Below are 18,302 nucleotides of genomic sequence, written 5' to 3'. Positions count from 1 at the left end.
CGGTCGGCTCACCGCTGGGCGGTGGCGGGCGGGGTGCGGGTGAGCTGGTCGATCCGGCGCAGCCGGCCGTCCGGCGCCAGCCGGCCGAACATGTGGATCTCGGTGACGATGGTGCGGCCGCGGGTCACCGCGGTCATGGTGTAGCGGGCGGCGACCCGGTCGCCGCAGACCAGGGTGTCGTGCACGTCGAGGTCGCACCGGGTCACGTTGCGGCGGGCCGGGCGCGCGTGCGCGATCAGGCGCGCCCGGTCGAGGTGCAGCCCGTCGGTGAGCCAGGCGATGTCGGATGTGTGGTAGCGGTCCAGCACCAGGTCCGGAGCCTCGTCGCCGAAGGCCATCTCCTGCACGTAGGACCGCAGGTAGTGGGCCAGGTCATCGCGGGGAGTGGGATCTGCCTCGGTGTGCATCTGCTCCTCCGATTCCATTAACTCTGACGTGGCTGTCAAGGTTAAGGCGCTTTGGTAGCCTTGACAACCGTGTCCGAGCAAAATCTCCCGGAGCGGCGCCGCCGGATGCGTGCCGAGGCCCGCCGGAGCGTGGCTGCGATCCTCGACGCGGCGATCCAGGTGCTCGGGGAACGGCCGCAGGCCACCATGGAGGACGTCGCCGCCGCCGCCGGCCTGTCCCGGCAGACCGTCTACGCGCACTTCCCGACGCGCGACGCGCTCGTCGCCGCCGTGTTCCGGCGGATGACGGACGAGGTCCTCGCCGCGATGGACGCGGCCCGGCTCGACGAGGGACCCGCACCGGCCGCACTCCTGCGCCTGCTGGACGTGAGCTGGCGGACCTTCGACCGGTACCCACCGCTCCCCGCGCCCGCCGCCGCCGACGACGCCGAGCTGCACGAGCCGATCTTCGGCCGGCTCACCCGGCTGATCGTTCGCGGACAGCAGGCCGGTGAGTTCGACCGGGACGCCGCCCCGGGATGGCTCATCGCCGCGACCATCGCGCTCGGCCACGCCGCCTGGGCGGAGGTCACCGCCGGCCGGCTGCCCGCCACCGAGGCGCACGCCGCGCTGCGGGTCGGCGTGCTGCGGCTGTACGGCGCGCGGCCGCCCGCCGGCTGACCGGGCCGACCGGCACGATCGCCGGATGCCGAGCCGCTGCCGCCGCCCGTACGCTGGCCCGGGCCGGCAGGGGAGCGGGGGAGCGGCATGGGGGATCGGGCACGGCTGGACCGGCGCAGCCTGCTCGCCGCCGCCGGCGGGCTGGCGGTTGCCGGGATCGGCGTACCCGTGGGCCTGGCCGCCACCGGCGACCCGCCGCCGGTCGCCCGCGGACGGCGGCCGATCAGCATGGCCATGCACCTGCACGCCTCGTTCAGCGAGGGCGTCGCCAGCTACGCCGCCCACCTCGACCAGGCCCGGCGCAACGCCGTCGACGTGATCTGGTGGACCGACCACGACTTCCGGGTGGCCGCCCACGACCACCGCCGGGTCGTCCACTTCGACGGGCCGGAGGAGGCCGAGGGCGGGCTCGCGTGGACCTGGAAGGAGTCCACCGAGGGCGCGCTCACCGCCTCCGCCGCCGACTTCGTGTCGACCCCGCACGCCGTCGACGACCCGGGCCGCGCGCTGCGGCTCACCGCCGCCGGCGCCGGCACCCTCTGGTACGCCGGCAAGGCGTGGAACTGGACGCACACCGGGAACATCTCCGACACCACCCTGCACCTCGACGTGCTGCCCGAGACCGCCGGCCCCGACGCCAACCTGATCGTCGAGATCGCGCTGTCGCACCACCCGGCCGGCGCCGGCCGCCCCGCGGGCCAGCTCGTGCTCCGCTACCGCCTCGGCGCGGCGACCGGCACCCGGCACCGCGCCGACGGCCGGCACGGCACCGTCGACGTGCCCGCCCCGGCCGGCGCCTGGCGGCGGCACACCCTCGACCTGCTGGCCGACGTGCGGCGGCTCTGGCCGGACCTGGTGGCCGGCGACAACTCGCTGCGCGGGCTGCGCCTCGGGGTGCAGGTCGCGGCCGGCGCGCGCGGCGCGTACGTGGTCGACCGGCTGGTCTTCGACCGGGCCCGGCGCGCCGGGCAGGCCGGCGAGGAACTGCGCGCCGAGGTGCTGAGCGGCTACGCCGGGGCGTACCCGGGCGTGACCCACCACCGCGCCTACGAGGTGTCGATGGTCCGGCACCTCAACTGGTTCGGCGGCGACCAGACGCTGCCGCGCTTCCCGTCCCCGCCGTACCGGGACAACGACGTCGGGGCCACCGAGCGGATGGTCGAGTTCCTGCACGGCCACGGCGGGGTGGTCTGCTGGAACCACCCGCTCGACGTGGAACGCCGCGAGTCCCTCGCGCGGCTGCTGGTGGAGCGGCACGCGCTCGGCGCCGACCTGATCGAGATCGGCCGCGAACCGGTCGACGACCACCTCTGGGCGTACGACGTGGCGGCCCGCAACGCCGTCCCGGTCACCGCGGTCGGGGTGACCGACGACCACGACGGCACCGACTGGCGGGCCGGGCGGGACCGGCACGTCACATACGTCTGGGCGGCCTCCACGGGCCGCGACGACCTGGTAACGGCGCTGCGGGCCGGTCAGGCCTGGTTCACCGACCTGGCCCGCTACCGGGGCGCCCTCGACCTGGAGATCGGCGGCCGCAGCGCGATGGGCGCCGTGGTGACCACCGACGCCGGTGAGCTGACCGTGCGGCTGCGCGCCACCGACCTGCCGGCCGGCGCGACCCTGGAGGTGGTGACCGGCACGGTCGACCTGGCGGGCGTCGCCGACCCCACCCCGGCGATCAATACCGGACAGGTCGCGTGGCGGCAGCTCCGGCAGGGCTGGCACGACCTGCCGGTTTCGCCCGGTGCGGGCACCTACCTGCGGACGCAGGTCCGGGGACGGGACGGTGTGATCATCGGGGCCGGCAACCCGGTTTGGCTGCTGCGCCAGCCCCCACCGCGCGGCATCCCCCCGGCCCGCCGCTTCTGACCGTGCCGGGCGCCCACGAGGAAAGGGGAAGTGGTAGGTGAGCCTGCACTACGAGGTCGTCTTCAGCTGTTTCCTGGACGACGAGACGCCGCCCGACGTCCTCGACGCCCTCCGGTGGCACCTCGGGATGCGCGACCAGCCGCCGGCCACGCCGAACGCGGACGAGCACCCGTACCCACTGCTGTCGCCGGACCCGGACAGCTACCTGCCGGGCGGTGACGTGGCGTCGTTGCGCCGGCAGCGGGTCGGCTTCACCGCGGCCGGCGACGTGTACCAGTGGGGCCTGCACAGCCGCAACTACTGGCTGGACGACGACCTGGGCGAGCTGGTCACCATCCTCGACCTCATCGCGCCGCACGTCGTCGAGGACGGGTACGGCGGGCACTTCCGCGAGGTGTACGACACCGACCTCACCGTCTTCGAGTTCCGCGACGGGTCCTACGCCAGGAATCCCGGATCCTGACACCGGGAACGGAGATCTTGGCGAGTTTCCGTTCGCTGCTGGCGGCAACTCTCCAAGACTGCGAGGACGGGTGCGCGTGACCCGGCAGGCGTGAAGCGCGGGGGAGCGGGTACGCGCGCGGCCGGGAGGCGGGCGCCTCCGGGATCGAGGGGACCATGGCAGCCGCCGCCGTCATCGCGCTGGTCATCGTCATCGCGCTCGTGGTGCTCGTGGCCTCGCTGAGCATCCGGCTGGTGCAGCAGTACCAGCGCGGCGTGGTGTTCCGCTTCGGCCGGGTGCTGGAGCGCATCCGCCAGCCCGGCTTCCAGCTCATCGTCCCGGTCGCCGACCGGATGGTGCGGGTGAGCATGCAGACCACGGTGATCGGGGTGCCCGCGCAGGGGGTGATCACCCGCGACAACGTCACGCTCACCGTCGACGCGGTCGTCTACTACCGGGTGGTCGACCCGGTGAAGGTGCTGGTCAACGTGCGCGACTACCCGTCGGCGGTGCTCCAGGTCGCACAGACCGCGCTGCGGTCGGTGATCGGCAAGGCGGACCTGGACACCCTGCTGCGCGACCGGGACCGGATCAACGCGGAGCTCAAGTCGGTGATCGACGCGCCCACCGAGAAGCCCTGGGGCCTGCTCATCGAGCGGGTGGAGGTCAAGGACGTGTCGCTGCCCGAGGGGATGAAGCGGTCGATGTCCCGGCAGGCCGAGGCGGAACGGGAACGCCGGGCCCGCGTGATCGCCGCGGACGGCGAGTACCAGGCGTCCCGGCGGCTCGCCGACGCCTCCCGGGCCATGGCGAAGACGCCGGGGGCGTACCAGCTGCGGCTGCTCCAGACGGTGGTGGACGTGGCGGCGGAGAAGAACAGCACCCTGGTCATGCCGTTCCCGGTCGAGCTGCTGCGCTTCTTCGACCGGCTCGCCGGCGGGGAGAGCGAGGTGGCCCGTCCGGCGGGGGAGGCGGGGCAGGGCCCGGCGGAGCAGGCCCCGTCCCTCGGACCGGTCACCGAGAACGTCGCCGCGGCCGCCGACGGGGACGGACGCCGCCCCGCGCGGTGACGCGCAGGCGTGTACACCGACAACCCGGCCGCCGGCCGGAAACGATGAGCGCTCAGCCCGGAGCCACCGGCGTCAGCTCGCCCGCCTGCTCCGGCACGCTCACCGTCGGGGCCGGCTTCGGCAGGGTGAAGACGAACCGGGCGCCGTCGGCGTGCGCGTCGTCCAGGCGCAGCGTGCCGCCGTGGTACTCGACGATCTTCTTGCAGATGGCCAGCCCGATCCCGGTGCCGTCGTAGGCGCCCCGCGGGTGCAGCCGCTGGAAGATCAGGAAGATCTTGTCGGCGTACCGGGGGTCGATGCCGATGCCGTTGTCCGCCACGGCGAACTCCCAGCCGGCCGTGTCCTCGGTGACCGCCACCCGGATCCGGGGCGGCCGGTCGGGGCTGCGGAACTTCACCGCGTTGCCGAGCAGGTTCTGCCAGAGCATGGTGAGCAGCGTCGGGTCGCCGTGCACCACCGGGAGCGGGTCCGCCGCGATCTCGGCGCCCGCCTCGGTGATCGCCTCGGAGAGGTTCGACTCGGCCTGGGCGAACGTCGCGGCCAGGTCCACCTCCCGGTCGTCGCGGTAGACCCGGCCGATCCGGGAGAACGCCAGCAGGTCGTTGATCAGGTTCTGCATCCGGGTCGCCCCGTCGACCGCGTAGTCGATGTACTGCCGGGCCCGGTCGTCGAGCTGGTCGGCGTAGCGGCGTTGCAGCATCTGGCAGAACGACGCCACCTTGCGCAGCGGCTCCTGGAGGTCGTGCGAGGCCACGTAGGCGAACTGCTCCAGGTCCTCGTTGGACCGGCGCAGCTCGGCGGCCTGCTGTTCGAGCGCGTCCCGGTCCCGGCGGCTGGTGTTCAGCGCGTCGACCACCCGCTGCCGCATGGTCTCCACGTCGACGGTGAGCCGGGCGATGTCGGCCGGACCCTCCGGGGCGAGGCGGTGCTCGAAGTCGCCGCCGGCGACCCGCCGCACCGAGGCGCCGAGCCGGTCCAGCGGGCGCAGCACCGTGGTCCGGACCAGCACCGAGATGACGACGCTGGACAGCAGCAGGGTGGCCAGGATCGCCACGAAGAGGAGGTCCCGCAGCGCGCGGGCCCGGTCCAGGTCGGCCCGGCCGGCCGCCTGCACCCGGTCCAGCCGGGCCTCCAGGCCGGTCAGCGCGGCCTGCGCCGCGTCGAACGCGAGCCGGCCCTGCCGTACCACCGGGGCCAGCTCCGCCGCGCTGGTGCCGGCCCGGCGGGCGGCTATCAGCCGGGTCGGGTACTCGGCCCGCCAGCGGTCCGCGAGGGCCAGCGCGGCGTCCAGCTCACGCCGGGCCGCCGGCTCGTCGGCGAGCAGGTCGCGGGCGCGCCGCGCGGTCGCGCGCTCGGCGGCCACCCCCTCCTCGTACGGGCGCAGCAGCTCCGGGTCGCCGGTGATGACGTACCCGCGGACCGCCGCCACCTGCTCCAGCAGCCCGCTCTCCAGCCGGCTCACCGCCGTGCGGGCCGGGGAGATCCGGTCGGCCAGCCGGTTGGAGACCGCGGCGGTGTGGGACAGCGCCACCGCGCCGACCCCGCCGCCGGCCAGCACCAGCACGGTCATCCCGAGCATCATGACGCTCAGCCGGCGGCTCGTGGTCATCCGCGCCCCGCGTTCCGCGGTGGCGGTCCTGGACGCCGCTGGAGTGCTGCTCACGGCAGCACAGTAACGGAACTGTCCGGTTCGTCGCGCGGCGCTCAGTCGAGCAGCCCGCCCCCGGTGGGCAGCGGCAGACCGGGCAGCGGCAGCCCCGGCACGGAGACCGACACGGACACCGACGGCAGCGGCAGCCGGGGCAGCGGCAGCAGCGGGCTGTCGGCCGGGTCGGGCGAGCTGCTCGTCCCGGGCCTCGGCGAGCCGCCCGACGTGGCGGGGTCCGGCCGGGGCGTGCCGGTTCCGCTGGGGCTCGGGACGGCGGTGGGCGCGGGGGTGGCCGGGACGGAGCCGGCCGGCGCGGCGCTCGGCGGCGCGGTGACCCCACGGGCCGCCGCCAGGTCGCGGGCCAGCACGTCGAGCGCGGCGCCCAGCCGGGCGACGGCCGCCGGGTCCTCGACCCGGGCCAGGTCCCGGCGGGCCCGCGCGATCAGCGCCTCGGCGTCGTCGAGCCGGCCGGCGTCCAGGGCTGCGCGGGCCCGGTCGACCGTGTCCTCGATGCCGCGCACCTCGGCCTGCTGCGGGTGCAGCAGCTTGGTCAGCGACCAGAGCGGGCTGCCCGGGCCGGCGTCGCGACTGCTGATGCCGAGCCCGGAGACCAGCGCCAGCAGCACCACGGCGGCGGCCGCCAGCCGCAGCGCCCAGGGACGGGGCCGCCGGGCCGCCCGCCGCGCGGGCGCCTCCTCGACAACGTCGGGCGCGGCGGGACGTACCCCGGTGGGTTCCTCGGCGAGGTCGGACCGCCACGCGGCGAGCAGCCCGGCGAGCGCGTCGCCGTCGGGCGCGGGCTCGCCGCGGCCGAGCGCGTCGAGCAGCGCGTCGTCGCGGGCGATGGTCCCCAGGTCCATCGCCTCGTCGCCGTCGCCCGGCATCCGCCCGGTCATGCCGCCACCTCGTCCAGTGAGCCCCCGGCCAGGGTACGGAGCCGGGCCAGGGCACGGGACTGGGCCATGCGGACCGCGGCCGCCGACATGCCGACCACGTCCCCGACCTCCTCGGCGGACAGCCCCACCGCGACCCGCAGCAGGACGATCTCCCGCTGCACGTCGGGAAGCCGGTCGAGCAGGGCCGACAGCCGCCGGGCCAGGTCGCTCGCCACCGCCTGCTGCTCGGGCCCCGGCGCGGCGTCGGGCCGCTCCACCGGAGTCTCGGTGGGGGTGACCGCGGCGTCCCGGACGGCGGAGCGCTGGGCGTCGGCCACCTTGTGCGCGGCGATGCCGTAGACGAACGCGGTGAACGGGACGCCCTGCTCCCGGTAGCGGGGGAGGGCGCGCAGCACGGCCACGCACACCTCCTGGGCGACGTCGTCGGCCGTGGTGTAGGCCCCGCCCACCCGGCCCAGCCGGGCCCGGCAGTAGCGGACCAGCCCCGGACGCACACCGACCAGCAACGCCTCGACCGCCGCCGGGTCGCCCGCGGCGGCCCGGCGGACGAGCTCGGACTCGATCACAGTCGTCATGGCGTTCGCGGAACATCCTCATCGCCGGCCGGTTTCCGGCACGTTATCGACACCTCCGGGGTTTTGCATAGCTCGCCGCCCGTCCCCGGCCGGTGACCAAAAGTAGTTGTTGCGCCCCGCCGTCCCCGCCCGATGTTCCAGGTGAGACACGAAGGGAGGGGAAACGATGGGCGTCGAGGTCGCGGTACGCGGACTGACCAAGTCCTTCGGCGGGCACCCGGTCTGGTCGGACCTCACCCTGACCCTGCCCGCCGGGGAGATCTCCGTCCTGTTGGGACCCTCCGGCACCGGCAAGTCGGTGTTCCTCAAGACGCTTGTCGGGCTGCTCCGGCCCGACCGGGGCTCCGTCGTCATCGAGGGCCGGGACCTGCCGAAGCTCTCCGAACGCGAGCTGTACGAGGTGCGCAAGCTGTTCGGCGTGCTGTTCCAGGACGGCGCGCTGTTCGGCTCGATGACCATCTACGACAACGTGGCGTTCCCGCTGCGCGAGCACACCCGCCGCTCCGAGTCGGAGATCCGGGCCGTGGTCACCGAGAAGCTGGAGATGGTCGGCCTGGTCGGGGCCGAGCACAAGCTGCCCGGCGAGATCTCCGGCGGGATGCGCAAGCGGGCCGGGCTGGCCCGCGCGCTCGTCCTCGACCCGCAGATCATCCTCTTCGACGAGCCGGACTCCGGGCTGGACCCGGTGCGCACCGCGTACCTCAACCAGCTCATCGTCGACCTCAACCAGCGCACCGGGGCGACCTTCCTGATCGTCACCCACGACATCAACACGGCCCGGACCGTGCCGGACAACATCGGCCTGATCTACCACGGGCACCTGGCCATGTTCGGGCCGCGGGAGATGCTGCTGTCCAGCACCGAACCGGTGGTCCGGCAGTTCCTCAACGCGCAGCGGATCGGTCCCATCGGGATGGCCGAGGAGAAGGACGCCGAGGAACTGGCGGCCGAGGCGCAGGCCGGCGTGGAACTCCCGCCGCTGCCGCCCATCCCGCTGCAACTGCCCCCGTCGGACGGGCGGCCGCGCCGCGCCGAACGCCCGCCCGGCCAGTGGTGCCGCGAGCACGGCGTCACCCCGCCGCCCGGCTCGTTCGAGGGCCGTTGGAACGCCGAGCCGAGCGAGGAGGTGGCGGTGTGAGCGCTCCGGTCGCCGCCGTCCGGCACACCGGCGAGTTCTTCGCGTTCTGCCTGGACACCCTGCGCGGGCTGGGTCGCCGGCCGGTGCAGGTCCGCGAGTTCGTCCAGCAGGCGTGGTTCATCAGCTCGGTGTCCATCCTGCCCGCCGCGCTGGTCTCCATCCCGTTCGGCGCGGTCATCGCGCTCCAGCTCGGCTCGCTGGTCCGCCAGCTCGGCGCGCAGTCGTTCACCGGCGCGGCCTCCGTGCTCGCCGTGGTCCGCGAGGCCGGCCCGATCGTCACCGCGCTGATCATCGCCGGCGCCGGCGGCTCGGCCATCTGCGCCGACCTCGGCGCGCGGAAGATCCGCGAGGAGCTGGACGCCATGCAGGTGCTCGGCATCGACCCGATCCACCGCCTCGTGGTGCCCCGGGTGCTCGCCTCGATGCTGGTCGCGGTGCTGCTCAACGGCCTGGTCAGCGTGGTCGGCGTGACCGGCGGCTACGCGTTCAACGTGGTGCTCCAGGGCGGCACGCCCGGGGCGTACCTGGCCAGCTTCCAGGCCCTCGGCCAGCTGCCCGACCTGCTCGTCGGCGAGGTGAAGGCGCTGCTGTTCGGGGCCGCCGCCGCCCTCGTCGCGAGCCACCAGGGGATGACCGCGAAGGGCGGCCCGAAGGGCGTCGGCGACGCGGTCAACCGCAGCGTGGTCATCACCTTCATGCTGCTGTTCGCGCTGAACTTCGTGGTCACGGCCGTGTACTTCCAGGTCGTCCCGCAGAAGGGGAGCTGACATGGCGGTCCTGCGGTATCTCGACGACCTGGGCGGCCAGCTCGCCTTCCACCTGCGCGCCCTGGCCTGGGCGCCGCGCACCCTGCGCCGCTACCGGCGCGAGGTCATCCGGCTGCTGGCCGAGGTGAGCTTCGGCACCGGGGCGCTCGCCGTGTTCGGCGGCACCGTCGGGGTGATCTGCTTCCTCACCTTCTTCACCGGCACCGAGGTCGGGCTCCAGGGCTACCAGGCGCTCGACCAGCTCGGCAGCAGCGCGTTCACCGGCTTCGTCTCGGCGTACTTCAACACGCGGGAGATCTCGCCGCTGGTCGCCGCGCTGGCGCTGTCGGCCACCGTCGGCTGCGGGTTCACCGCCCAGCTCGGCGCCATGCGGATCTCCGAGGAGGTCGACGCGCTGGAGGTGATGGGGGTGCCCTCGCTGCCGTTCCTGGTCACCACCCGGATGATCGCCGGCTTCATCGCGGTCATCCCGCTGTACGTCCTCGGCCTGCTCGCCAGCTACCTGGCGACCCGCACCATCGCGGTCGGCTACTACGGGCAGTCCGCCGGCACCTACGACTACTACTTCCACCTGTTCCTGCCGCCCGCGGACGTGCTCTGGTCCTTCGGCAAGGTGCTGGTGTTCAGCGTGATCGTGGTGCTGGTGCACTGCTGGTACGGCTACCACGCCCAGGGCGGGCCGGCCGCGGTCGGCATCGCCGTGGGGCGCGCCGTGCGGACCGCGATCGTCGCGGTCAACGTCGTGGACTTCTTCCTGTCCCTGGCCATCTGGGGCGCCACCACCACCGTCCGGATCGCGGGGTGACGACCATGCGACACCGTGTCCTCGGCCTCGTCTTCATCGCCCTGCTCACCGCGGCGCTGACCGCCGCCGTGCTCCAGTACCGCGGGGCGTTCACCCCGGTCGACCGGGTCACCCTCCGCGCCGACCGCGCTGGCCTGCACCTGCTCGAAGGCGCCGACGTGAAGGTACGCGGAGTGGTGGTCGGCGACGTGCGCTCGGTGCGCAGCGACGGCCGCGGCGCGGTGATCGGGCTGGCCCTCGACCCCGCCGCCACCGCCCGGATCCCCGCCGACGTGACCGCCCGGCTGCTGCCCAAGACCCTGTTCGGCGAGCGGTACGTCGAACTCGTCCCGCCCCCCGGCAGCGCCGCCGGGCCGATCCGCGACGGCGCCGAGATCACCCAGGACCGCAGCCGCACCGCCGTCGAGCTGGAACGGGTGCTCGACGAGGCGCTGCCGCTGCTCCAGTCCATCCACCCCGACCAGCTCGCCACCACCCTCGGCGCCATCGCCACCGCCCTGGAGGGGCGCGGCGAGCGGCTCGGCGCCAACCTCGCCCGGCTCGGCGCGTACCTGCGGCAGCTCAACCCGCAGCTGCCGACGATCGCCGCGGACCTCCGCCAGCTCGCCGCCGTGCTGGACAGCTACGACGCGGCGCTGCCCGACCTGCTGGCCCTGCTGCGCGACGTGACCGTCACCGCCGGCACCATCGGCGACCAGCGCGACCAGATCGCCGCGTTCCTCGCCGACACCACCGACACGGCCGACACGGCGCGCGGCTTCCTGGACCGGCACGGCGACCAGCTCATCCGGCTCGGCCAGGTGAGCCGCCCCGTGCTGGAACTGCTGGCCGCCTACGCGCCCGAGTACCCGTGCCTGGTGCACGGGCTGGTCGCCCTGCAACCGCGGGTCGAGGAGGTCTTCGCCGGTGGCCGGATGCACATCACCCTGGAGGTGACCCGCGACGGCGGCCCGTACGAGCGGGGCCGCGACGAGCCCGTCTACGGCGCACACGACGGCCCGGACTGCCGGGGCATGCCGCACCCGCGGGTGCCCGCACCGGAGGTGCCGGTCGCCGACGGCTACGACTACCGCGGCGCCCGTACCCCGGCGCCCCTGCCCGTCGGCGTGCCGGCCGGCGGCGCCCCGGCGGCGCCGGCGTCCCCGGCGATGGGCCGGGCCGGCACCGCCGAGGAGCGGGCCCTGGTGGCACCGCTGGTCGGCGGGCTCACCGGGACGCCGCCCGCCGAGGTGCCCGACTTCGCGGTGCTGCTGTGGGGCCCGCTGCTGCGCGGAGCGGTGGTGACCGCACGATGACCGGGAAGACGACCCCCGCGCTGGTCAAGCTTGTGGTGTTCGCGGCCGTCACGCTGCTGGCCACCGCGCTGCTCGCGCAGACCCTCGGCGCGTTCCCGCCCGACGGCGCCACCTACCGGGCCCGGTTCACCGACGTGACCGGCCTGCTCGCCGGCGACGACGTGCGGATCGCCGGGGTGCGGGTGGGCAAGGTGGCCGACATCCGGGTGGTTGACGACACCACCGCCGAGGTGGCCTTCACCGTCGACCGGGACGTGCCGCTGGCCGTCGGCGTGCGCGCCGCCGTCCGCTACCGCAACCTGGTCGGCCAGCGCTACCTGGCGCTGACCGAGGGCCCCGGCGACCCCCGCCCGCTGCGTCCCGACGGCCTCATCCCGCTCACCCAGACCAGGCCGGCGCTGGACCTGACCGTGCTGTTCAACGGCTTCCGGCCGCTGTTCACCGCCCTCGACCCCGCCGAGGTCAACAAGCTGGCGTACGAGATCGTCCAGGTGCTCCAGGGCGAGGGCGGCACGGTCGCCAGCCTGCTGCGGCGCACCGCCTCGCTGACCAGCACCCTGGCCGACCGGGACGCGGTGATCGGCCGGGTGGTCACCAACCTCAACGAGGTGCTGGGCACCCTGTCCGCGCACGACCGGGAACTCGACCAGAGCATCAGCCAGCTCCAGCAGTTCGTCTCCGGGCTCTCCGCCGACCGCACCGCCATCGGCGAGGCGCTGGTCAGCCTCGGCGAGCTGACCGACACCACCGCCGGGCTGCTGCGCCAGACCCGGCCGCCGCTCGCCGCCGACGTCCGCGCCCTCGACGAGCTGGCCGGCACGCTGAACCGCAACTCCGCCGTCATCGACACCACCCTGGGCCGGCTGCCGCAGCGCTACGAGTCGCTGACCCGGGTCGCCTCCTACGGCTCCTGGTTCAACTTCTACCTCTGCGACTTCGACGGCCGGCTCGCCGTCGACGGCCATGCGCCGCTCACCGTGCCCGGCGTCGACGCCACCGCCGCCCGCTGCGCCACGGGAGGTGCCCGGTGAGACCGTTCCGCGAACGCAACCCGGTGATCGTCGGCGCGGTCGGGCTCACCGTGCTGGTCGCCGTCCTGCTCGGCGCGTTCCAGCTCGACCGGATCGCCGCGCTCACCGGCCGCGCGTACGCCGCCGCGTTCCACGACGCCAGCGGCCTGGCCACCGGCAACGAGGTGCGGGTGGCCGGGGTGCGCGTCGGGCAGGTCACCGCCGTGGAACTCGCCCGCGCGCCGCAGCCGTACGTGCGGGTCCGGTTCCGGGTCGACGACGACGGCGTACGCCTCGGCCGGGAGACCGGCGCGACCATCCGGATCAAGACGGTGCTCGGGCAGAAGTACCTGGCACTCGCCCCGGCCGGCGCGGGGAAGCTGCCCGAGCGCGGGCAGATCCCGCTGGACCGCACCGCCGCCCCGTTCGACGTGGTGCAGGCCGTCACCGGCCTCGCCGACACCCTCGACAAGGTCGACACCGACCAGCTCGCCCGCGCGTTCACGACCCTGTCGGAGACGTTCGCCGACACCCCGCCCAGCGTGAGCACCTCGCTGACCGGGCTGTCCCGGCTGTCCCGCACGGTGTCCTCCCGCGACGCGGAGCTGCGCACCCTGCTGTCCCGGGCCCGGGGCGTCACCGGCGTGCTCGCCGAGCGGGACGAGGAGTTCCGCAAGCTGGTCACCGACGGGGAGAAGCTGCTCACCGAGGTCACCCGGCGGCGGGACGCCATCCACCAGCTCCTGGTCGGCACCGACCAGCTCGCCACCCAGCTCTCCGGGCTGGTCGCCGACAACCGCACCCAACTCCAGCCGGCGCTGCGCAAGTTGCGCGACGTGGTGGCCGTCCTGCAACGCAACCGCGACGACCTGGAGCAGACGATCCGCCGGATGGGCCCGTTCGTCACCGCGTTCGCCAACGTGGTCGGCAACGGCCGCTGGTTCGACTCGTACGTGGACGGACTGCTCCAGCCCTACCTGCCCGCCGCCACCGGAGGTCGCTGATGCCCGGTCGGATCCAGCGCTGGCGGCGTCCGCTCGCCGCGGCCACCGTGCTCGTCATCGCCGTCGCCGCCGGGGCGGCCGTGTGGCGCCAGGAACCGCCCGACCGGCGGGTCATCGCCTACTTCACCCGTGCGGTCGGCGTCTACGCCGGCTCCGACGTGCGGATCCTCGGCGTGCGCGTCGGCGAGGTCGAGAAGGTCGTGCCGCAGGGGCGGGTCGTCCGGGTGGAGATGCGCTACGACCCGCAGCTGCGGGTGCCGGCCGGCGCACAGGCGCTGATCGTCCCGCCCAGCGTGGTCAGCGACCGGTACGTGCAGCTCACCCCGGCGTACACCGGGGGGGCCGCGCTCGACGACGGCGCGCGGATCCCGGTCGACCGCACCGCCGCGCCCATGGAGATCGACGACATCTACGCCGCGCTCGACGAGTTCAACCGGGCGCTCGGACCGCGCGGCGCCAACGCCGACGGCGCCCTGTCCGACCTGGTCGCCACCGGCCGGGCCAACCTGGACGGCAACGGCGCCGACCTGCACGACACGCTCGACGGGGTCTCCCGCGCGCTGACCACCCTGTCGAGCGGGCGCGGCGACCTGTTCGGCACGGTGGTCAACCTGCAACGCTTCACCACCACGCTGGCCCGCAGCGACCAGGAGGTACGCCGCTTCCAGCAGCAGCTCGCCGACGTCGCCGAGCAGCTCGCCGGCGAGAAGGAGGAGCTGGCCCGCGCGCTGCGCAACCTGGCCGCCGCGCTCGGCGACGTGACCACCTTCGTCCGGCAGAACCGCACGGCGCTGACCTCGAACGTGACCGCGCTGGCCGACATCACCAGGGTCCTGGTCCGCCAGCAGCAGGCGGTCATCCAGATCCTCGACGTGGCCCCGCTGGCGATCGGCAACCTCAACCTCGCCTACAACCCCCGCTCGGGCACCCTGGACACCCGGGACAACCCGCTCGGCCCGTACGACCCGGCCACCTTCGCCTGTTCCCTCATGGTCGCCCAGCTTCCCGCCGCGGAGGTGCCGGCGATCTGCACCAAGCTCGCGCAGACCCTGCGGCAGCGCGGGCTGCCCCTCACCGACCAGCTGCGCAAGCTGCTCAAGCTGCCGCCCGGCGCCCCGGCGGGAAGCGGGTCCTCACCGGGATCCATCAGCTCCCCCGGTGCGCCGACCGCCGACCAGGCGCCGGGCGGCTCCACCATCCCGAGCGACCCCACGCTCGGTGGCATCCTGCGGGGCCCGGCGTGACCGCCCGGCCGTCCGGCGCGCCCGCCGGCACCCGCGCCCGGCCGCTCCGGCTGCTTGCCGGCGCGCTGGCCGTGGCCCTGCTGCCCGCCGGCTGCGGCCTGCCCGAGGTCGCCGACCTGCCGCTGCCCGGCGGCCGGCCGGCCGGCCCCGGCTACACGGTGACCGCGGAGTTCACCGACGTGTTGGACCTGGTGCCCCGGGCCGCCGTGAAGGTCGACGACGTCACCGTGGGCAGCGTCGAGAAGATCTCCCTGGACGGCTGGCACGCCCGGGTCCGGCTGCGCATCGACCGGGCGGTCCGGCTGCCGGCCAACGCCACGGCCGCCGTCCGCCAGAGCAGCCTGCTCGGCGAGAAGTACGTGGCGGTGGCCCCGCCCCCGGCCGAGCCGGCCCGCGGCGACCTCGCCGACGGCGACCTCATCCCGCTGTCCCGCACCAGCCGCGGCGCCGAGGTGGAGGAGGTCCTGGCCGCCCTGGGCCTGCTGCTCAACGGCGGTGGCCTGGCCCAGCTGCGGACCATCAACGCCGAGCTGAACCGGGCCCTGGCCGGCCGCGAGCCGGCGCTGCGGGACACCCTCACCCAGCTCGACACCTTCCTCGGCGGGCTCGACCGGCAGAAGGCCGACATCGTCCACGCCATCGACGCGCTCGACCGGCTCAGCGGCCGGTTGGCCCGGCAGCGGCAGGTCGTCGGCGACGCGCTGGACGCCCTGGCCCCGGGCCTGACCGTGCTGGCCCGGCAGCGGGCCCAGCTCACCACGGCGCTCACCGCGCTCGGCCGGCTCGGCACCGTGGGCACCCGGGTGGTGGAGCGCAGCCGGGCCGACACGGTGGCCGCGGTGACGTCCCTGCAACCGATCCTCGAACAGCTCGCCCGGGCCGGCGACGACCTGCCGAAGTCGCTGGACTTCATGCTGTCGTACCCGTTCCCGCCGAACGTCACAGGCGCGATCGTCGGCGACTTCGTGAACCTGTCCATCACGGCCGACCTGGACGCCGCCAGCATCCTGGCCAACCTCGTGGCGGCCGCGCCCGCCCCGGCGCCGCGGACCACCCGGCCGGCGACTCCGGCGGCGCCCCGACCGCCCGCGACCGGCGGCCCGGCGCGGCCCGGCGCCAGGCCCGGCGGCGGCATCCTCCCTGACCTTCCGCTGGTCCGGTGCCTGCCGGACCTCAAGGACTTCCCGGCCATCTTCACCCCGCCGAAGGAGTGCGGGCTGCCGGAGGGCTGCAAGCTGCTCAAACCCGGCTCCACCGTGCCGCTCGGCGGGCTGCTGCTGCCCAAGGGCCTGGTGCCGCCGGGCACCGCGCTCCCCGCCGGCACCGAACTGCCCGACGGCACCGTGCTCACCGCCGACTGCGTGCTCCCGGTGACCGGCGCCGTCACCGGCCAGATCGGCGACCTGACCGACGTGCTCGGGGGAGGCCTGATCCCGTGATCGGACGCACCGTGAAGCTCCAGGTGATCGCCTTCGTGCTGGTGAGCATCCTCGGCGTCGGCTACGTCGGCATCCGCTACGTCGGCCTCGGCGACCGGCTGTTCCACGCCGGCTACGTCGTCCACGTCGACCTGGCCCGCGCCGGCGGGCTGTTCGCCAACGCCCCGGTGACCTACCGCGGCGTGCCCGTCGGCCGGGTCACCGCGGTCGCCCTGCACGGCGACGGGGTCCGCGCCGACCTGCGCATCGACCGGGGCGTCCGGGTGCCCGACGCGCTGCGCGCCGTGGTCGCCCAGCGGTCCGCCGTCGGGGAGCAGTACCTCGACCTGCGCCCCGACCGCGACGGCGGGCCCTACCTGGCCGACGGGGCCGTGATCCCGACCGCCCGGACCGGCCTCCCGCTGGCCCCGGAGACGCTGCTGACCAACCTGGACGCGCTGGTCCGCTCGGTCGACCCGGACGACCTGACCGTGCTCATCACCGAGCTGGGCACCGCGTTCGAGGGCAACGAGCGGGCCCTGGCCCGCCTCCTCGACGCCGGGGACGCCCTGCTGGCCGAGGCGGACCGGCGGCTGCCCGAGACCCTCGCGCTGATCCGCGACGCGCGGACCGTACTGACCACCCAGGCCGAGTCCGCCGAGGCGCTGCGCCGCTGGTCGGCCGGGCTGGCGCAGCTCGCCGCCACGCTGCGCGCCGCGGACCCGGACCTGCGCCGGCTGCTGGCCGGCGGACCGCCGGCCGGCGTCGAGCTGCGGGCGCTGCTGCGCGGCCTGGAACCCGACGTGGGGGTGCTGCTCGGCAACCTGGTCACCGTCAACGGGATCGCCGCGCGGCGGCTGCCCGGCATCGAGCAGCTGCTGGTGGTGTACCCGATCGCGGTGGCCGGCGGGTTCACGGTCACCCCCGGCGACGGCACCGCGCACCTCGGTCTCGTGGTGAACGCCGGCAACCCGCCGTCCTGTGTCTACTCCGGCGGCGGCACCCGGTGCGACGCCGGCGAGCGCTCCGCCGGGGCGAGCGTGCGCGGCGCCGGGAACGCCCCCCGGCCGGGCGGCGCCGACCCCGCGCCCCCGCCCGACCGGGGCGGCGACAGCGGGTACGACCCGGCGACCGGCCTGGTGCTCGGCGCCGACGGCCGCCCCCTGCAGTTCGGCGGCACCGGCGGCCAGTACCGCACCGCCGGCGCCCAGTCCTGGAAACAGCTCTTGCTCGCCGGGGTGACCCCGTGACCGGCGTACCCGAGGAGGTGGCGGTGCCCAGCCGTAGGAACACCACGTTGAAGGTCATCAAGGGCGCGAAGGCCGGCGGCCCGACCCCGCCGCGCCGCCGCCTGGTCACCCGGGTGCCCGCACCCGCCGAGCCGATCGAACGGGTGCTGGAACGGCTCGACCGGGAACCCGTCGAGGACCCCGCCGAGGCCGGCGACCTGACCGTCGTGGGCGATCCCGCCGAGGTCGAGGACCTGCCGGATCCCCATGCGGAGCCGGCCGAGCCGGACGAGCCGGACGCCGCCGGAGAGCCGGACGCCGCCGGCCCGCGCCGCCGCGCGAGGGCGCTCACCGCGTTGCTCGTGGTGCTGCTCGCCGCCGCCCTGGCCGGCGCCGGCGTGCAGGGCCACCGTTGGTACGTCGATCGGGCCACCGACCAGGCCCGCCGGGCGGCCGTCGCCGCCGCCCGGCAGGCCGCGGTCAACTTCGTCTCGGTCAGCGCGGCCAGCGTCGACCGGGACCTGAGCCGGATCACCGCCGGCGCCACCGGCGACTTCAAGGACGAGTTCACCCGCGGCCAGGCCCAGGTCCGCGCCGCCGTGGTGGAGAACAAGGTCCAGTCGCAGGGCACTGTGCTGCGCGCCGGGATCGTCTCCGGCGACCGGCGGCGCGCCGTGGTGCTGGTCGCGGTCGACGCCACCGTCCGCAACGTCAAGGCGCCCGACGGGCGGCCGTCGCACTACCGGATCCAGCTGGACCTGGTCCGGGACCGGGACTCGGGGGACTGGCTCGTGACCAGGCTCCAGTTCGTCGGATGACCGA

At 74.9% G+C, this 18,302-nt stretch carries 18 protein-coding genes; 14 read left to right on the top strand and 4 right to left on the bottom strand.

All coding sequences use genetic code 11. The annotated features are described in order from the left end of the window. Positions 1–8 precede the first annotated feature (8 nt). Complete coding sequence (locus tag NLX85_RS26895; protein WP_254339713.1) at positions 9–407, bottom strand: nuclear transport factor 2 family protein; 399 nt, start codon at positions 405–407, stop codon at positions 9–11. 69 nt (positions 408–476) lie between these two features. On the opposite strand from NLX85_RS26895, the gene NLX85_RS26890 reads away from it, so the two are divergent. From NLX85_RS26890 to NLX85_RS26875, 4 genes are all read left to right on the top strand, one after another. Beyond that, positions 477–1,067 (top strand): TetR/AcrR family transcriptional regulator, encoded by a 591-nt coding sequence (locus NLX85_RS26890; protein ID WP_254339711.1) that lies wholly within the window; start codon positions 477–479, stop codon positions 1,065–1,067. A gap of 87 nt (positions 1,068–1,154) precedes the next feature. Further along, a complete protein-coding gene (locus NLX85_RS26885) occupies positions 1,155–2,939 on the top strand; it encodes a hypothetical protein (protein WP_254339709.1) in 1,785 nt (594 codons plus the stop codon). A gap of 37 nt (positions 2,940–2,976) precedes the next feature. Further along, the gene (locus NLX85_RS26880) at positions 2,977–3,402 is read left to right on the top strand and encodes a hypothetical protein (protein WP_254339707.1); all 426 of its coding nucleotides are present in this window, start codon (positions 2,977–2,979) and stop codon (positions 3,400–3,402) included. 155 nt (positions 3,403–3,557) lie between these two features. Continuing rightward, the gene (locus tag NLX85_RS26875; RefSeq protein ID WP_254339705.1) at positions 3,558–4,451 is read left to right on the top strand and encodes an SPFH domain-containing protein; all 894 of its coding nucleotides are present in this window, start codon (positions 3,558–3,560) and stop codon (positions 4,449–4,451) included. Positions 4,452–4,503: 52 nt separating this feature from the next. On the opposite strand, the gene NLX85_RS26870 is transcribed toward NLX85_RS26875, so the two are convergent. The 3 genes from NLX85_RS26870 to shbA are packed head-to-tail and all read right to left on the bottom strand — an operon-like array spanning position 4,504 to position 7,570. Beyond that, entirely contained in the window at positions 4,504–6,114 is a 1,611-nt protein-coding gene (locus tag NLX85_RS26870; RefSeq protein WP_254339703.1) for an ATP-binding protein, read from the bottom strand. A gap of 41 nt (positions 6,115–6,155) precedes the next feature. Further along, complete coding sequence (locus tag NLX85_RS26865; RefSeq protein WP_254339701.1) at positions 6,156–6,995, bottom strand: anti-sigma-D factor RsdA; 840 nt, start codon at positions 6,993–6,995, stop codon at positions 6,156–6,158. After that, the gene (gene shbA / locus NLX85_RS26860; RefSeq protein ID WP_254339699.1) at positions 6,992–7,570 is read right to left on the bottom strand and encodes an RNA polymerase sigma factor ShbA; all 579 of its coding nucleotides are present in this window, start codon (positions 7,568–7,570) and stop codon (positions 6,992–6,994) included. The genes NLX85_RS26865 and shbA overlap by 4 nt, the downstream gene beginning before the upstream one ends. A 166-nt stretch (positions 7,571–7,736) precedes the next feature. Between shbA and NLX85_RS26855 the strand changes: the two genes are divergently transcribed. From NLX85_RS26855 to NLX85_RS26810, 10 genes are read left to right on the top strand one after another with little or no spacing between them, the layout of a single operon-like run. Then, positions 7,737–8,708: an ABC transporter ATP-binding protein gene (locus NLX85_RS26855; protein WP_305885069.1), complete on the top strand. Its 972-nt coding sequence runs from the start codon at positions 7,737–7,739 to the stop codon at positions 8,706–8,708. Further along, positions 8,705–9,475, top strand: coding sequence for an ABC transporter permease (locus NLX85_RS26850; protein WP_148425646.1), 771 nt, complete (start codon positions 8,705–8,707; stop codon positions 9,473–9,475). Before NLX85_RS26855 ends, NLX85_RS26850 begins: the two co-directional genes overlap by 4 nt. Position 9,476: 1 nt before the next feature. Further along, positions 9,477–10,280 (top strand): ABC transporter permease, encoded by an 804-nt coding sequence (locus NLX85_RS26845; protein WP_254339697.1) that lies wholly within the window; start codon positions 9,477–9,479, stop codon positions 10,278–10,280. 5 nt (positions 10,281–10,285) lie between these two features. Then, entirely contained in the window at positions 10,286–11,575 is a 1,290-nt protein-coding gene (locus tag NLX85_RS26840; protein ID WP_254339695.1) for an MCE family protein, read from the top strand. Next, on the top strand, positions 11,572–12,606 hold the full coding sequence (locus tag NLX85_RS26835; RefSeq protein ID WP_254339693.1) for an MCE family protein: 1,035 nt from the start codon (positions 11,572–11,574) through the stop codon (positions 12,604–12,606). The genes NLX85_RS26840 and NLX85_RS26835 overlap by 4 nt, the downstream gene beginning before the upstream one ends. After that, positions 12,603–13,589: an MCE family protein gene (locus NLX85_RS26830; RefSeq protein ID WP_254339691.1), complete on the top strand. Its 987-nt coding sequence runs from the start codon at positions 12,603–12,605 to the stop codon at positions 13,587–13,589. The genes NLX85_RS26835 and NLX85_RS26830 overlap by 4 nt, the downstream gene beginning before the upstream one ends. Further along, the gene (locus tag NLX85_RS26825) at positions 13,589–14,833 is read left to right on the top strand and encodes an MCE family protein (protein WP_254339689.1); all 1,245 of its coding nucleotides are present in this window, start codon (positions 13,589–13,591) and stop codon (positions 14,831–14,833) included. The genes NLX85_RS26830 and NLX85_RS26825 overlap by 1 nt, the downstream gene beginning before the upstream one ends. Beyond that, a complete protein-coding gene (locus tag NLX85_RS26820; protein ID WP_254339686.1) occupies positions 14,830–16,272 on the top strand; it encodes an MCE family protein in 1,443 nt (480 codons plus the stop codon). The genes NLX85_RS26825 and NLX85_RS26820 overlap by 4 nt, the downstream gene beginning before the upstream one ends. After that, positions 16,269–17,501 (top strand): MCE family protein, encoded by a 1,233-nt coding sequence (locus tag NLX85_RS26815; RefSeq protein ID WP_254339684.1) that lies wholly within the window; start codon positions 16,269–16,271, stop codon positions 17,499–17,501. The genes NLX85_RS26820 and NLX85_RS26815 overlap by 4 nt, the downstream gene beginning before the upstream one ends. Further along, positions 17,498–18,298, top strand: a complete 801-nt coding sequence (locus NLX85_RS26810) for a hypothetical protein (protein ID WP_254339682.1) — start codon at positions 17,498–17,500, stop codon at positions 18,296–18,298. The genes NLX85_RS26815 and NLX85_RS26810 overlap by 4 nt, the downstream gene beginning before the upstream one ends. Positions 18,299–18,302 lie beyond the last annotated feature (4 nt).

Source organism: Micromonospora sp. A3M-1-15 (assembly GCF_024213425.1).
GTDB classification, from domain to species: Bacteria; Actinomycetota; Actinomycetes; order Mycobacteriales; family Micromonosporaceae; genus Micromonospora; species Micromonospora chersina.
The sequence above is the reverse complement of the archived record's forward strand: the minus strand, read 5'-3'. Positions and strand labels throughout refer to the sequence as shown.